The organism is Coralliovum pocilloporae (assembly GCF_030845175.1).
In the GTDB taxonomy this organism is placed as follows: domain Bacteria; phylum Pseudomonadota; class Alphaproteobacteria; order Rhizobiales; family Cohaesibacteraceae; genus Coralliovum; species Coralliovum pocilloporae.
Map to the genome: position 1 here is coordinate 304206 of NZ_CP132542.1, position 13973 is coordinate 318178.

Annotated in this window: 13 protein-coding genes and 4 tRNA genes; 2 read left to right on the plus strand and 15 right to left on the minus strand. The window is 53.7% G+C overall.

The features are described 5' to 3' along the window. Positions 1-121 precede the first annotated feature (121 nt). From rplL to RA157_RS01530, 13 genes are all read right to left on the minus strand, one after another. The gene (rplL, locus tag RA157_RS01470) at positions 122-499 is read right to left on the minus strand and encodes a 50S ribosomal protein L7/L12 (protein ID WP_350334715.1); all 378 of its coding nucleotides are present in this window, start codon (positions 497-499) and stop codon (positions 122-124) included. Positions 500-544: 45 nt separating this feature from the next. Further along, a complete protein-coding gene (rplJ, locus tag RA157_RS01475; protein ID WP_350334716.1) occupies positions 545-1063 on the minus strand; it encodes a 50S ribosomal protein L10 in 519 nt (172 codons plus the stop codon). A 299-nt stretch (positions 1064-1362) separates the two neighbouring features. After that, complete coding sequence (gene rplA / locus RA157_RS01480; protein ID WP_350334717.1) at positions 1363-2064, minus strand: 50S ribosomal protein L1; 702 nt, start codon at positions 2062-2064, stop codon at positions 1363-1365. 4 nt (positions 2065-2068) lie between these two features. Next, on the minus strand, positions 2069-2497 hold the full coding sequence (rplK, locus tag RA157_RS01485; RefSeq protein ID WP_350334718.1) for a 50S ribosomal protein L11: 429 nt from the start codon (positions 2495-2497) through the stop codon (positions 2069-2071). Positions 2498-2595: 98 nt separating this feature from the next. Then, positions 2596-3126: a transcription termination/antitermination protein NusG gene (gene nusG / locus RA157_RS01490; protein ID WP_350334719.1), complete on the minus strand. Its 531-nt coding sequence runs from the start codon at positions 3124-3126 to the stop codon at positions 2596-2598. Between the two features lie 14 nt (positions 3127-3140). Further along, positions 3141-3338, minus strand: coding sequence for a preprotein translocase subunit SecE (gene secE / locus RA157_RS01495; protein ID WP_350334720.1), 198 nt, complete (start codon positions 3336-3338; stop codon positions 3141-3143). A 103-nt stretch (positions 3339-3441) separates the two neighbouring features. Next, positions 3442-3517, minus strand: a tRNA-Trp gene (locus tag RA157_RS01500). Positions 3518-3673: 156 nt separating this feature from the next. Then, the gene (gene ggt / locus RA157_RS01505; RefSeq protein ID WP_350334721.1) at positions 3674-5449 is read right to left on the minus strand and encodes a gamma-glutamyltransferase; all 1776 of its coding nucleotides are present in this window, start codon (positions 5447-5449) and stop codon (positions 3674-3676) included. A gap of 199 nt (positions 5450-5648) precedes the next feature. Further along, positions 5649-6839, minus strand: a complete 1191-nt coding sequence (tuf, locus tag RA157_RS01510; RefSeq protein WP_350334709.1) for an elongation factor Tu — start codon at positions 6837-6839, stop codon at positions 5649-5651. A gap of 248 nt (positions 6840-7087) precedes the next feature. After that, complete coding sequence (locus RA157_RS01515; RefSeq protein WP_350334722.1) at positions 7088-8443, minus strand: cytochrome P450; 1356 nt, start codon at positions 8441-8443, stop codon at positions 7088-7090. Between the two features lie 235 nt (positions 8444-8678). After that, on the minus strand, positions 8679-10898 hold the full coding sequence (locus tag RA157_RS01520) for a di-heme-cytochrome C peroxidase (RefSeq protein ID WP_350334723.1): 2220 nt from the start codon (positions 10896-10898) through the stop codon (positions 8679-8681). Between the two features lie 312 nt (positions 10899-11210). Beyond that, positions 11211-11284, minus strand: a tRNA-Gly gene (locus RA157_RS01525). Positions 11285-11306: 22 nt separating this feature from the next. After that, positions 11307-11391: transfer RNA gene (locus RA157_RS01530), tRNA-Tyr, on the minus strand. Between the two features lie 194 nt (positions 11392-11585). On the opposite strand from RA157_RS01530, the gene rlmB reads away from it, so the two are divergent. Beyond that, positions 11586-12410 carry a 23S rRNA (guanosine(2251)-2'-O)-methyltransferase RlmB gene (gene rlmB / locus RA157_RS01535; RefSeq protein WP_350334724.1) on the plus strand — a complete coding sequence of 275 codons (825 nt, stop codon included), beginning with the start codon at positions 11586-11588 and terminating at the stop codon, positions 12408-12410. Positions 12411-12470: 60 nt separating this feature from the next. Here rlmB and RA157_RS01540 read toward each other — a convergent pair whose 3' ends face one another. After that, positions 12471-12806 carry a hypothetical protein gene (locus tag RA157_RS01540; RefSeq protein WP_350334725.1) on the minus strand — a complete coding sequence of 112 codons (336 nt, stop codon included), beginning with the start codon at positions 12804-12806 and terminating at the stop codon, positions 12471-12473. A gap of 357 nt (positions 12807-13163) precedes the next feature. Between RA157_RS01540 and RA157_RS01545 the strand changes: the two genes are divergently transcribed. Continuing rightward, positions 13164-13239 (plus strand) — tRNA-Thr (locus RA157_RS01545). Between the two features lie 35 nt (positions 13240-13274). Here the strand turns inward: RA157_RS01545 and RA157_RS01550 are convergent. After that, positions 13275-13916 carry a response regulator gene (locus RA157_RS01550; RefSeq protein ID WP_350334726.1) on the minus strand — a complete coding sequence of 214 codons (642 nt, stop codon included), beginning with the start codon at positions 13914-13916 and terminating at the stop codon, positions 13275-13277. Positions 13917-13973 lie beyond the last annotated feature (57 nt).

Here is a 13973-nt window from a genome sequence, read left to right on the forward strand (position 1 = left end):
AGTGCCGGTTAGCGGCAATCGGGATTATCGTCCTGAGCCCCCAGTGATCGCGCCTGCTGAGACGCGGAAATCCGGGCCTTGGAAAGGCCCGGACAGCAATTCTGCAAATGCAGCGTCAAACTTACTTGAGTTCGACGGTTGCACCAGCTTCTTCGAGCTTTTTCTTGAGCTCTTCGGCTTCTTCCTTGGAAGCGCCTTCTTTAACTGCTTTCGGAGCGCTTTCAACCAGCTCTTTAGCTTCTTTCAGGCCGAGACCTGTGATGCCGCGAACTTCTTTAATGACGTTGATTTTCTTGTCGCCGGCAGAAGCCAGGACAACGTCAAATTCGGTTTTCTCTTCAGCAGCTTCGCCACCAGCAGCAGCACCGCCAGCAGCAGCAACTGCGACAGGAGCAGCAGCAGAGACGCCCCATTTTTCTTCAAGCATCTTGGACAGCTCAGCGGCTTCCATGACGGTAAGGGAAGAAAGATCTTCAACAATCTTTTCAAGATCAGCCATTGTTCAATTCCTATCAGTTCGAACCTGTTGTGATGGTTAACGGCCTCACGCCGCTTCGTCCTTCTTGGCATATGCTCCGATAACCCGTGCGACCTGACCGGCCGGGGCCTGAAGAACACCAGCGATACGGGTTGCAGGCGTATTGATCATGCCCACAATCTTCGCGCGGAGTTCATCCAGTGACGGCATCGAGGCCAGAGCCTTGACACCTTCGGAGTCGAGATTGGTCGCGCCGAGCGCGCCACCGAGAATCACAAGCTTCTCGTTTTTCTTGGCGAATTCGACGGCAACCTTCGGTGCTGTTACCGGATCATCGGAATAAGCGATGACGGTCGGGCCCTGAAACAGGTCCGCAATATGCTCAGCATCCGTGCCTTGAAGAGCAAGCTTAACGAGACGGTTCTTGGCGACTTTCAGGTTACCGCCGGCTTCCTTCATCTGCGCACGCAGCGAAGTCATGTCCGCAACGGTGAGACCTGCATAGTGGGCCACGACAACAACACTTGCACCCGAAAGTGCTTCGTTGAATGACGTGACGAATTCGCGTTTTTCCGCTCTTTCCACTGCCTCTCTCCAACGGGTGCAATCGATCAAAATCGATTGCGGTTACCAATACCGCCCTCTTTTCGGAGATGAAAAGGGGACGATGCTCGAATCCTGTCCCCTTACCCTCCATTAAGGCTGGCAAGGTCTGAGGTCCGAACCGATACCGGGCATTCGCCTCAAATACGGTTCTTCACCACGTCTATGCAGGACGATTAAGCCTTTCGGGCACCTGCAGTCTCGGACAGGGGTGCTGATTCCCGACAAGCAGGAATCAGCGAAACCGCCCGGCAACAACCGGGCGGAATTGCGCTTATAGCCTAACTGTTAGCAACAGTCGATGGCTCAATTTTAACACCTGGGCCCATTGTCGAGGACACGGCCACACGGCGTACATATGTGCCTTTCGCACCAGACGGCTTGGCCTTCTGGACTGCATCGGCAAAAGCCTTGATGTTTTCCACCAGAGCTTCAGCACTGAACGATGCTTTGCCAACACCAGCGTGAATGATTCCGGCCTTCTCGACACGGAACTCAACAGCACCACCCTTGGCAGATTTAACAGCCTCGGTGACGTCAACGGTAACAGTGCCGACTTTCGGGTTCGGCATCATGCCACGCGGGCCGAGCACCTTACCAAGACGACCAACCAGCGGCATCATGTCTGGCGTCGCGATGCAGCGGTCAAAATCGATTGTGCCGCCCTGGATGGTTTCCATCAGGTCTTCTGCACCAACGATATCCGCACCGGCAGCTTTCGCTTCTTCAGCTTTATCGCCACGAGCGAAAACAGCAACACGAACACTCCGACCGGAGCCATTCGGCAGCTGGCACACGCCACGAACCATCTGGTCAGCGTGACGCGGGTCAACGCCGAGGTTCATCGCAACTTCGACGGTCTCGTCGAATTTTGCAGAGGCACGCTCTTTGATCAGAGCCACAGCTTCATCGATGGAATAAAGCTTGGCGCGGTCGATACCCTCGCGGGACGCGGCAATGCGTTTTGCAACTTTGTTCGCCATAACCTTACTCCACAACCTCGAGACCCATGGACCGCGCAGAGCCTTCGATCATCAGCATTGCTGCTTCAATCGTGTCTGCGTTCAGATCCTTCATCTTCTTCTCGGCGATGTCACGAACCTGGTCTTTTGTCACTTTACCAGCAACATCACGACCCGGAGCCTTGGACCCACCCTTCAGACCAGCGGCCTGCTTGAGGAAATAGGATGCCGGAGGTGTTTTCAGCTCAAACGTGAAAGACTTGTCCTGATAGATGGTGATCAGGGTCGGAATCGGAGAGCCCTTCTCCATTTCCTGGGTCTGTGCGTTAAAAGCCTTACAGAATTCCATGATATTCAGGCCACGCTGACCGAGAGCCGGACCAATCGGCGGCGACGGATTAGCAGCACCTGCCGGTACCTGAAGTTTCAGAGTACCTGTAACTTTCTTAGCCATTGTTCATTCCTTAACAAAGCCCGCTCAAGCGGGCACATGTCAGTTTGTGGTGCGACTGGCAGCTCCTGGCGAGAACTACCCCTCTCCCACAGGTTTAATCAGAGTTTTTCAACCTGACCGTATTCAAGCTCGACCGGCGTCGCGCGACCAAAGATGGACACAGCGACCTTCAGGCGAGCCCGCTCCTCGTCGACTTCCTCGACAAGACCATTGAACGATGCAAACGGGCCGTCTGATACGCGAACCTGCTCGCCCACATCGAAACTGATTGACGGCTTCGGACGCTCGACGCCTTCCTGAACCTGGTGCAGGATCCGCTGCGCTTCCGCTTCGGAAATCGGCATCGGCTTCAGGTCTGCGCCAAGAAAGCCGGTCACTTTCGGGGTGTTCTTAATCAGATGAAAGGCCTCATCGGTCATTTCCATCTTCACCAGAACGTAGCCCGGGAAGAACTTGCGCTCTGCGTCAACCTTACGGCCGCGGCGCACTTCAACCACCTTTTCAGTCGGGACGAGCACAGCTTCAAACAGGTGCTCAAGCCCCGTTGCTGCAGCCTTCTCCTTGATGGCTTCAGCAACCTTGTTTTCAAAATTCGAGTATGCGTGGACGATATACCAGCGCTGCGCCATAGTCTTGCCTCCGCTTAGCCAGCTACGCCAAGGAGCAGACCAATGCCCCAGCTCATGAGCTGATCAGCAGCAAGGAAGAACATTGCAGCCAGAAACACCATGACAAAGACCATCGCCGTCGTAATACCGGTCTCGCGCCGGGTTGGCCACGTTACCTTGCGGGTCTCGGAACGAACCTGCTGCAAAAATGTAAAAGGGTTGGTCTTCGCCATCCGCCTGCTCATGCACGTTGTGCGCGCGACCTGTTGCCCGCGCGCTATACCGGACTGCGTATGTAGAACGCTTTGTCCATGGACACAACAAAAAAATCCCGAATGGCAGGGGCGGAGGGACTCGAACCCCCGGCCCTCGGTTTTGGAGACCGATGCTCTACCAGCTGAGCTACACCCCTACACCTTTCAGGATGGAGCGGTCTTAGAAAAAAACGGCTAACACTTCAAGGGTGAATTTGCCGGACAGCGTGTTTTGTTCACATACCTTGTCAGGAAACAGACAAAACAGGCGACGCAATTGCGCCGCCTGCTGCAAAATCAACTCTGTTCGGTCTTCATTCACCCATCGCAATGCCTTCACGGCGCGGGTCAGCCGCACCAATCAGCTTACCGTCCCTGATGAGAATCGCGTGGAGACCGGAATTCAGGTCGCGGACCTCAACATTGTGACCCTTTGTTTTCAGGTCATCGGCGAACAATTCAGCTGATGTGCCCTGCTCCAGATCCAGCGTCTTGCCGTTACGATGGAGGAAATGCCCCGTCTCCATGGCATCCTGCGGGTCCATATCCCAATCGAGAATGGCAATGATGGACTTGGCCACATAGTTGATGATTCGGCTGCCACCCGGAGAGCCGATCAGAAGGTAAGGTTCATCATCCTTCATCACGATGGTCGGCGACATGGAGCTGCGAGGCCGTTTGCCGCCTTCAACCCGGTTGGCTACCAGGCGATCACCGGATTTGGGCTGGCGGTCAAAATCCGTCAGTTCATTGTTCAAGAGGAAACCGCGTACGAAAACCCGACTGCCGAAGAAGGTTTCAATGGTCGTCGTCATCGACAGCGCATTGCCGTAAGAATCACGGATAACGATGTGGCTGGTCCCAGGACGGCCCAGATTGGCGCTCGGGGCGAAGTTGAACGCATGATCCTTCGGTGGCTCACCAGCCGTTCTCTTGTCACTGGCGTTGGCCTTATCAATCAATGCGGCCCGGGACTTCAGATAGCCTTTGTCGAGCAGTCCCTTCACGGGCACCGGCGCAAAATCCGAATCTGCCATATAGAACCCGCGATCAGCATAGGCCAGCTTGGCAGCTTCTGAATAAAGATGGGCAAACTCCGACGTCCAGCCGATCGATTTCACATCAAAATTATTGAGGATACCCAGAATCTGGCCAACGGTGAGCCCGCCGGATGTTGGCGGCCCCATACCGCAGACATCATAGCCGCGATAATCCGCACAGACTGCCGGGCGAACCTTGACCTTGTAAGCCGCCAGGTCGTCCATGGTAATGTTGTTCTCAACAAAGGAAGTCTCATCCACCGCCTTGACGATATCCTCGGCAATCGGCCCGCTGTAAAATGCGTCTGCTCCCTCTTTGGCAAGGATACGCAACGTATCAGCAAAGGCCGGGTTTTTCAGATTGTGCCCGGTCTTGTGCGGCTTGCCTGCCTCGTCAAAGAAGTAGGCTTTGGCGGCTGGGAACACATCTAGAGGACGGTTGCGGTCGATCGTCGACTGAAGGCTGTTTGCAAGCCGTGGTGAAACCAAAAAACCGGACTCAGATGCTTCAATCGTTGACTGGAACAGGCTGTCCCACGCCAGTTTTCCGTATAGATTATGGCTGACTTCCATCAGGCGCAGAATACCCGGCACCCCGACGGCCTGACCACCTGATATGGCCTTGGCAAATGGAACCTTCTCGCCATTCTCATCCAGGAAACGCTCCGGCTTCGCCTTGGCAGGCGCAGTTTCGCGGGCATCAAACGTATTCAGGGTCTTGGACGAGGCATCCCAGTAGAGCATGAAGGCACCGCCTCCAATGCCGGATGATGTGGGCTCAACCAGGTTCAGCATCAGCTGGACGGCAATCATGGCATCTGCAGCCGTGCCACCTGCCTTCAACACATCATAGCCAGCCTTAACCGCCATTGGATGTGCGGCGGCCACCATGAAGTTGTCGGCCTGAACAGAGGTCTTGTCCTCCCAACCATAGCCCTGCTCCGGCTGTGGGTCTTGCGCTAATCCAGCCTGCACAGAGACTGCCAGCATGGAACCAGCGGCCAGCATAGCAGACAGGATTCTCGATCGGATGGTTTTTGCTTGAAGCATTTCACTCTCCCCAACAAGCACTTCAAAAAATGAATTTCACACTCAATAAGGGAGAGCGTAAGGCAGAGAGGTACCACCTGCAAGATGTAAGTCCAATTCTGCAGACAGTGGCACAAACAAAAGGCCCCGCACATGGCGGGGCCTTAAGATCACGAAGAACCGGGATGCATTGTTATTGCATCCCGTCTTGATGCGTTTGTTATTCGACGATTGTTGCGACGATGCCGGCGCCGACGGTACGACCGCCTTCACGGATAGCGAAGCGCAGCTTCTCTTCCATAGCGATCGGCACGATCAGCTCAACATTCATTTCAACGTTGTCCCCAGGCATAACCATCTCGGTGCCTTCGTTCAGCGTAACAACGCCGGTCACATCCGTTGTACGGAAGTAGAACTGCGGACGGTAGTTCGTGAAGAACGGCGTATGACGACCACCCTCTTCTTTCGTCAGAATGTAGGCTTCTGCCTTGAACTTCGTGTGCGGGTTAACAGAACCCGGCTTACAAAGAACCTGGCCACGCTCAACTTTCTCACGGTCAATACCGCGAAGCAGTGCGCCGATGTTGTCGCCAGCTTCACCGCGGTCAAGCAGCTTGCGGAACATTTCAACGCCCGTGCAGGTCGTGGTCTGAGTGTCTTTGATACCAACGATCTCGATGGAATCACCAACATTGATCACGCCACGCTCAACACGACCGGTCACAACCGTACCACGGCCGGAGATCGAGAAAACGTCTTCGATCGGCATCAGGAACGGAAGGTCCATCGGACGGTCCGGGGTTGGGATGTAAGCGTCAACTTCAGCCATCAGCTTCTTGACAGCTTCACGGCCGATTGCCTCATCGCGGTTCTCAACGGCTGCAAGAGCAGAACCGGCTACGATGGGGATATCGTCGCCCGGGAAATCGTAGGAAGACAGAAGTTCACGAACTTCAAGCTCAACAAGCTCAAGAAGCTCTTCGTCGTCAACCTGGTCAACTTTGTTGAGGAACACAACGATAGCCGGAACACCAACCTGACGCGCAAGCAGAATGTGCTCGCGGGTCTGTGGCATCGGGCCGTCAGCTGCAGAACAGACCAGGATAGCGCCATCCATCTGGGCTGCACCGGTGATCATGTTCTTCACGTAGTCGGCGTGGCCTGGGCAGTCAACGTGGGCGTAGTGACGGTTGTCCGTCTCATACTCAACGTGAGCTGTCGAAATGGTGATGCCGCGGGCCTTCTCTTCAGGGGCAGCGTCAATCTCGTCATAAGCCTTAGCAGTCGCACCGCCAGCCTCAGCAAGCGTCATCGTAATAGCAGCAGTAAGCGTCGTCTTGCCGTGGTCAACGTGACCAATCGTGCCAATGTTTACGTGCGGTTTGCTGCGCTCAAATTTCTCTTTAGCCATCGGAAACTTCTCCGTCATCCCACTTGACCGGTCACTTAACCGGGCATCCAAACACACGGGCCAAGCGACACAGCCCTGATTTCCGCTGGTCCTTTACCCAAATCTGAGCCCGGTTTCAACCGAAAGAATGACGTAATTCACCGCAGATCCCAATTCGCCCCCGAAAAAGCGGATGAGTCGCCGAATTCAAAGACAGCCGATGATCCATCAAGGCACCGGATATGGCATGAGATATGACGTATCCACGGTTAGCCCCAATTCAGATTCAGTTTTTCGGGGAACGGTCCGTCCTCATAGTCAATACCGCCATCATGAGCGAGGTCATGCAGGCGGAAGACCTGACGGACCATTTCCGGGATCATCATCATGCCCACATATTTGCCAAGGCACTCATGAGAGGCAAAACCGAAATTGAAATTGTGATACCAGTTCCGGTCCGCCTGGAACACTTCCGGATTGGAATAGGCATAGGTATCGAACATGGCTGATTGCGTAAGCACCAGAACATTGGTCCCGGCATCAATCAATGCTTCCCTGTCCGTCCCCTTGGCTACGGTATAGTCTTCCGCCGCCTGTCGGAACATATAGGGGCTGATCGGTACAAATCTCAGCGCCTCCCAGACCATGGCATCAAATTCCGCCGTATCGGTCAGCTGTGCCTTGGCATGTGCCAGCCGGTGCAGCTCCGGATTATCGAGAAAATACTCAATCACCTGCGCCACAGCCTGGGATGTTGTCTCAATCGAGCCAATCAACAACCCGCCCGCATTGATGGCGACGCGCTTCAGGTCAAATTCCACGCCCTTGTCAAAGCTGGTTCCAAGCATCCGCTTCACCATATCCGTGGAGGGTTCCGGCACTGCCTTGCCAAAAGCTGCGTAGATCATGCGCCGTAGAATCTTGAATGGCAGAAGCGGCCACTTCAGCGCCTGCATGATCTTCACCGCAATCACCTTGCGGAGGATGAGAGAGCCGATATAGGCCTGCAATTCCTCATTGACCCGGTCATGCTCGCTCACAATGTGCTGGAACTTCTCCCTGGGGTTAAGATCAAACGGCTGATTGTGGAAGACATCATACTGGTTCCAGAAAGACCACTCGATCAGGTCCTCGCGATCAATCCCGTCCAGTCCGAAATAGTCCTGGACCAGAATGGCCGGGACCATCCGGCAGTAAGACTGGACAATCTCAATCCGCCCACCCGCGTTTTTCAGAATGTCGGCGGAGGCCTCCTCAATCAGGGCCCGGACTTCCGGCAGATCATTCCTGTTCAGCATTCCCTGCATGATGGACTTTTCGCGATAATGCAGGGCGTCATCATCATAAGCCATCAGATAACCGTCAGGGATACCAACAGCGCCCATCTTGGGCTTATAGAGGTTGACCGTGAAGATTTTCGGCATCTGCAGTATATCGCGCACATCATCAAACCGCGCCACAAGTGTACAGACAGGCGTCTTGAGAATGGGCCGCTCTGCCCGCAATTGCGCGAAGAAGGGCAGCGGCTCGGTCTTCATCCACTTTTTGACGAGCGGGTATTTCGCGTCCTCTGACGCTTTGTCGTATTCTTCAAGATAGTTTTTGGTGCTGGTGGTCTCTGCCATAATCGGCTCCCGTCACATGCTGTTAGAGCATATTCCCGAAATGCGTGTGCGGTTTTCGGATAAGAATATGCCTAGAAACAAAGAGATAGAGCATTTGGGGTAACTTCGTTTTCTCACAAAATGCTCTAGCTGGAACAGCGCCAGGGCTCTGAAAACATGCATAAAGCCCATGAACCGCTTGTCCTGCAGGATCAATCAGCCCGGAGCCATAAACCGGCACCGGGCTGAGAAAGCATCAGAGCGTTTTCAGGTATTCAAGGAGATCAAGACGCTGCTTCCTGTTCAAAGCTTTAAGAACAGTCTCGCCATCGGCCTGAGGTGTCAGTCCGCCTCCATATTCGTGGCCTCTGTTGGAATTCCCTCGGTCGGCAGTATTGAACAGGGTGTAGCCTTTCCCCGCTTCACCGATGTCCCGTCCCTTGAAGCCGACATGTTTGGGATCAAATTCCCGCCAACCAACAGCAAATATATCAGGTCGGTATTCTCCATACTCCGGGTCCCCTTCCCGCTTGGCGGGAAGCAAGAGATCATAGAGCGTCGGCACAGACCCGTTGTGGAGATAAGGCGCCGTGGCCCAGATACCGTTCAAAGGCCTCGCCTTATATGACAACAAGGAAGCGTAAGGGCTCGATGTTGTGTCCGGCAGATAGTTACCGGCCTTCATACTCGGTTCAATCGGGTTCTCGGTTTTGGATGCAACCAGATTGTAGATTCTCTCCGCCCAGCGACGGAAGAACCACTTATCGGGATCAGGCGTTGCGATGACCCCTCGGGCGGCCCAGGTGAGGAGCTGGATCACAGGTGCATCCTGATCAACCACCACATGACCAAGTGAATCGACCTCTTGGCGCGTATGCTTAAAGTTTCCCGATTGGCCTGTGTAGTTCACGCTGTTCTCTGCCATGACCGGATCTGTCCCTATCAGTTCGATATTTGACATCTTGGCAATGGCCAGCCGATCCGCATTGTTCCGGTCGATCACCTCATGACATCCGAGACAGTATTGATTGTATATCAACCGGCCACGCTGGGCTTTAGTCCAGTCAATCGATCCGAGAATATCCTCAGGCCAAACCGGCGATTTCAAGCTGCGAAGCTTTCGCTCAAGACGCTGCAGATTGGAAATGTCAACGGATGAGTCAAAAGTGACATGCTTTTTCTTGTTCTTCTGTCCGGTAATGTAAGCAGAAAGGCTTGGCATCCAGCGGTCTTCAGCCTTCCAGTCCAGAATACCAAAGACACCAATCACCTCACCGGTATTCCGGCCCAGAGGGCCTATGCCGGCGTTTGAGGCCAGACCGTTCCACTGCACATAATCCGACTGGGCGATATCCCAGAGGAAAGGATAACTTACCGGTGCATTGGCTTCATTGAAGACCGCATCGCGGAGAGCTATCTGACTATCAGAACTCAGCGGTATCGTCTTCAACCGTGAGAGGATAAGTGCGAAGTTCCTGTCACCGAGGATGATATCGTCGCTCTCGATACCGTCGAACAGAACATCAAGCTGAGCGGTATCCAGAATCCGTTCGCCGTCAAGCGTGGCATCAGCCAGCACCTCACGGGCCTGCTCTGTGCTGATCACGTATTGCAGCACGCGATTGTAGATCCGGCCGAAAGCATCCAGCCTAGAAAACCCGTACTCCGTGGAGCTGTGATTGATGTAATTGTAGTTCTCGACCGTACCGGTCCACTTTTTCAGATCGTCATCCACTTCCTCGGCAGACGAATAGTCATTGTTACGCGCCAGAACACGCTCAATGAATTTGTCTCTCTTCGGCCCGGACTGTGCCGCTTTCATGGCCTTTTCCAGGGCATCAAGAAAACCGACCATATCCGCCATGGCCGGGCCGCCATCAATACGGATGGCAACAGCAGGTTTTTCAGGATCTTTGGTGTAGTTGATCTGTCCGGTGTGGCAGGCAGCACAGGTATACCCGACATAATCCTTGCCGGGATTGAACATCTGATACCACTTGTATTCGCCGAGATAAGTGGTCTTCACAAACCCAACAGCCAGCCCGTCCGGATTGAAAGGTGTGGGCTTCTGGGGAAGGTAACGAAAGTCGTTCATCACTTCATTGGAACTGAGAAGACGATCTGAACCGGCCTCTTCCAGTGCCAGGAAAAAATCATAAGGCAGTAAGGCTGACCCTTGAGTGGTATTGTAGAACCAGAGGCTGTCAGTGTTATTCCAACCTTGCTGAGCCGTATAACCGCCGCGGTCACTATGATCCTTCAGATAAATTGGCGTACTGAAACGTTCCCCCAGTTTATCAGGCTCTGTCATGGCAATAGCGCCACGATCAGCATCCTGATCACCAAAGTTCTGGTACAGTTTTGATGCGATCAGAGAAACAACAGGAATAAGAATCGCAAGTATCAGCAGGTACTTGAATACATTCTTATGACGAGAAAGAAACAGGAAAATCCTGTATAGAAGCCGGCTCAGCATCTGTTCCCCCCAACATTTGCTTTAGAAACAATCTAAAATAGCATAATGCATAGAAACAACTTTATCAAATCACCATGTATAATCCTGCCAGCAGCCATGTCGCTATAGCGCGCTTCCGAAAAGTTGGCAGACTTTTCGAATAAGAGCCCGCGTTGAAAACGACCTGTTAGGGTCAAGACCCATTGATAAGGAAAAGCAGGTCATTCGGTGGGGAAAATCGGACGTCACAAGGCTTATGAAGAACCGGCCACGACAAATACGCGCTGACAATCAGTGATCAGAAAAACCGCAGCAATGAAAAATGGAAAACGATGGAGCGGGTGAAGGGAATCGAACCCTCATCTTCAGCTTGGAAGGCTGTTGCTCTACCATTGAGCTACACCCGCTCGAATAGCCTTGCAGGACGCATGGTGGAGGGAGTTGGATTCGAACCAACGTAGGCTAAGCCAACGGGTTTACAGCCCGTCCCCTTTAACCACTCGGGCACCCCTCCGGATGCGTCGCCGCCGCCTCTTTGGCAGGCTTGAGGCTTGATGCGCACTTGAAGTGCATCAACCTTGCGGCGCGTTTATGACCACCTGAGCCGGAACTGTCAACGCCCCTTTTGCACTTGCCCACGATTTTTCGTCATCTTCCTTTCATCTTTGCTATAGAAGCGCAGTGATTTGCACATGGAGACGAGCAGGCGTGACCAGAAACAATTCAAGACCGGCAGCGAAACGGCGTGCTTCGGACAGTGGCCCCAATGGCCGGAAACGGCGACCGGGTGAGCGTGCGAGGACCGATGACAAGCTCTATCTCTATGGCCTGCATACCGTTGCCACCGCTCTGAAAAACCCTGACCGCGTTATCCACAAGCTTATGGTCAGCCAGAATGCCCTGCCCCGATTGCAGGCACTCTGCGACGATCTTCGCACGGAACCGGAAATGAAAGATCCGCGTCGTCTTGACGATCTGGTCGGGAAGGATGCAGTGCATCAGGGCGTTGTACTCGAAACAGGTCCATTGCTGGAGCGCCCGATCACATCACTGGCAGACGCCCGGCTGGTTCTGCTGCTGGATCAGGTCACGGACCCACACAATGTTGGCGCGATTCTCCGCTCTGCCACCGCTTTCAATGCCGATGCGGTCATTGTTACCCGCCGACACAGTCCGGTTGAAACAGGCGTACTGGCAAAATCAGCCTCCGGGGCACTGGATACGATACCGCTTCTCACCACCCGCAACCTCTCCAACACACTGGTGGAGTTGAACGAGCTTGGCTTTCTGACACTGGGTCTCGACAGTGAGGGCGCGCAATCACTTGAACAGGCGATCGATCCTGAAAGGCCAATCGCTCTGGTGATGGGCTCCGAAGGCAAAGGCCTCAGACAGAAAACACGGGAAACCTGCACAATGATGTGCCGCATGGACATGCCCGGTCCAATCGCCAGCCTGAACGTCTCCAACGCAACAGCCCTGGCGCTTTATGCAATCGATCGCATTTCTTCCGGGAAGCTGACAGCACGTTAAACAAAATGAGGCGCAACACCTCTTCAATGTCGCGCCTTTAGAACCTGCCGGTAACCAGTCTCAGCGGCGTGAGTTGATCTGCGGATAATTGTACTCCTGGCGATCATCGACATGATACCGATGGTACCGTTTAGGGTAGTGGCGATGCCGCTTGGGATAATAACCGATATAAGGTCTGTAATACCGGTTCTTGTAACGCCGGTGCTTATAATGGCGGGATTTGTAATAGCGTCGCTTGTAGTAACGCTTCTTGTGATACCGCTTCTTGTGGACCCCGATGTGGAATCCGGATGGTCCGATATAGACGTTCACACCGGCCTGAGCCGATGGCGAACCGCCGATTGGCAGCAGAAACAAGCCACCAAAAACCGTCAAAACTGCGAGGATTCTCTTCATTTTTCCCTCCTATCAGAAGGTTCGAGTGCCCCTCTCGCGTTGTGATCTTAACAAAATCTTAACGGTTTGGCGAGTGTGCGGACCAGATGAGAGCCGGCCATTCATAAAGCACCAGACCCTTAACCTGAATTGGCAGCGGTGCTTTAAGAATCTGTCTCTACGCGCGCTTTGATCCGAAAAGTCTGTCAACTTTGCAGAAGCACGCTTTTGTTTCTGCGCGAGCTTTGATCTGAAAAGTCTGTCAACTTTGCAGAAGCACGCTGTAGAAGAAAATAACCTCAAATTGGAATAGCGCGTGGAAAACTGAAAATTCATGCTGGACAGCAGCAACTGATATCTCTAAAGAAACGCGCATGTGCCGGTATAGCTCAGCTGGTAGAGCACCTGATTTGTAATCAGGGGGTCGGGAGTTCGAATCTCTCTGCCGGCACCATTCCCAAAAATTCCAATCCTGTAATCAGATGATGCCTACAATCCCAGCTTTGCTGCGATTTTAGACAGTGCGATGGCGTTACCGCCTCCGGTTTTTTCACGGATTGACAATCTGTGGCTTTCAACAGTCCGAACGCTGATGGTCAGTTGCTCTGCGATTTCCCGGTTGGTGAAGCCCCTCGAAATCCCGGAAAGCACTTCACGCTCTCTGCCCGACAACCCGTATGCATCCTCACATTCGGACGTGTCTGGTGCGGGTTCAGCGCTCTGGGCGGCATTGATGCTGGGACCAAGATAGGTACATCCCCGCGCCACAGCCTGGATTGCGAGGATCATCTCGCCCTTCGACACATCTTTCAGAATAAAGCCGTTGGCACCAATCCGAAGGGCCTCCTGCACATACTCCTCATTGTCATAAATGGAGAGAAACAGGATTCGGATAGCCGGATGTGTCTTGCGGATCTCGGAAGCCGCCTCCAGCCCGTTCATCCCGGGCATGGAGATATCCAGAAGAACAACATCCGGATCAAGCGAGCGACAGAGTTCAATCGCGCCAAAGCCATCACTGGCCTCACCAACAATGGCAATGGAAGCCTCGTCTGTCAGGCGGGCCCTGATACCATCACGAAGCAAGTCGTGATCATCCACAATCAGAAGTCTGATCGGATTCTCGAACATGGCGATTGCGCCCTCCTCGCGGCGATTGCGCCTTATTGTTTTTGCCGGCGCATTGAG

Coding starts and splice junctions, on each gene's coding strand:
- tuf (WP_350334709.1), bottom strand. CDS start 6,839: ATGGCTAAAGAGAAATTTGAGCGCAGCAAACCGCACGTAAACATTGGC.
- rplL (WP_350334715.1), bottom strand. CDS start 499: ATGGCTGATCTTGAAAAGATTGTTGAAGATCTTTCTTCCCTTACCGTC.
- ggt (WP_350334721.1), bottom strand. CDS start 5,449: ATGCTTCAAGCAAAAACCATCCGATCGAGAATCCTGTCTGCTATGCTG.
- RA157_RS01515 (WP_350334722.1), bottom strand. CDS start 8,443: ATGGCAGAGACCACCAGCACCAAAAACTATCTTGAAGAATACGACAAA.
- nusG (WP_350334719.1), bottom strand. CDS start 3,126: ATGGCGCAGCGCTGGTATATCGTCCACGCATACTCGAATTTTGAAAAC.
- rplK (WP_350334718.1), bottom strand. CDS start 2,497: ATGGCTAAGAAAGTTACAGGTACTCTGAAACTTCAGGTACCGGCAGGT.
- RA157_RS01520 (WP_350334723.1), bottom strand. CDS start 10,898: ATGCTGAGCCGGCTTCTATACAGGATTTTCCTGTTTCTTTCTCGTCAT.
- RA157_RS01550 (WP_350334726.1), bottom strand. CDS start 13,916: ATGTTCGAGAATCCGATCAGACTTCTGATTGTGGATGATCACGACTTG.
- secE (WP_350334720.1), bottom strand. CDS start 3,338: ATGGCGAAGACCAACCCTTTTACATTTTTGCAGCAGGTTCGTTCCGAG.
- RA157_RS01540 (WP_350334725.1), bottom strand. CDS start 12,806: ATGAAGAGAATCCTCGCAGTTTTGACGGTTTTTGGTGGCTTGTTTCTG.
- rplA (WP_350334717.1), bottom strand. CDS start 2,064: ATGGCGAACAAAGTTGCAAAACGCATTGCCGCGTCCCGCGAGGGTATC.